The organism is Aurantimonas sp. 22II-16-19i (genome assembly GCF_002088275.1).
In the GTDB taxonomy this organism is placed as follows: Bacteria; Pseudomonadota; Alphaproteobacteria; order Rhizobiales; family Rhizobiaceae; genus Jiella.
In genome coordinates, this window is record NZ_AQQS01000090.1 from 1 (window position 1) to 724 (window position 724).

General features: G+C 68.9%; 1 protein-coding gene. It reads right to left on the reverse strand.

What is annotated here, in order from left to right:
• The coding region (locus ATO4_RS26725; RefSeq protein ID WP_139802743.1) for a VCBS domain-containing protein at window positions 1–724 on the reverse strand (724 nt) is incomplete at both ends.

A 724-nucleotide genomic window follows, 5' to 3' on the forward strand; every position in this document is an offset into this window, starting at 1 on the left:
TGCCGACCGTGCCGGCGGTATCGATCTCGTAGGTGAGGGCCTGCCCCTCCGGATCGACCACCGACGCCTCGATCAGGATCGCCGGGCCGTCCTCGTTGGCCGCGCCCGTCGCCGCTTCGGCGCGCGGCGCGTCGTTGGCGCCGTTGACCGTCACATTCACGACCTGATCGGCAAAGCCGCCCTGGCCGTCCGAGACGCGGACGGTGAAGCTCTCGGTCGGCATCGCTTCGTCGGCGAGTGCGTCGGCCTTGTCCTGGTCCAGCGTATAGGTCCAGACCCCGTCCTCGGTGACCGCGAAGGTGCCATAGGCGCCGATGACGGTGGTCTCGTCGCCGGAGATGGGTTCCCCATTCGCCGAGACGACGGAGAAATTGTCGGTGCCGGTGGTGTCGCTCCCATCGACGTCGTCGGTCACCAGCGTGCCGGTGGCCGTCGGCTCTCCGGCAGTTCCAACGGCATCGTCGTTGCCGCCCGCCGCCTCGGTGACCAAACCGGTGGTGGTGCCGGTCAGCGTCGGGGCGTCGTTGGTGCCGGTGACCGAGATCGTCAGCGTCGCGCTGTCGGTGCCGCCCTCGCCGTCGGAGATCGTGTAGGTGAAGACGTCCTGCCCCGTCTCGCCGGCATCCAGCGCCTGGGTGTCCGCATCGGCATTGTTCAGCGCGTAGGAATAGGAGCCGTCGGCGCCGATGGTCAGCGTGCCGTAGAGGCCGGTGATGGTCGTGCC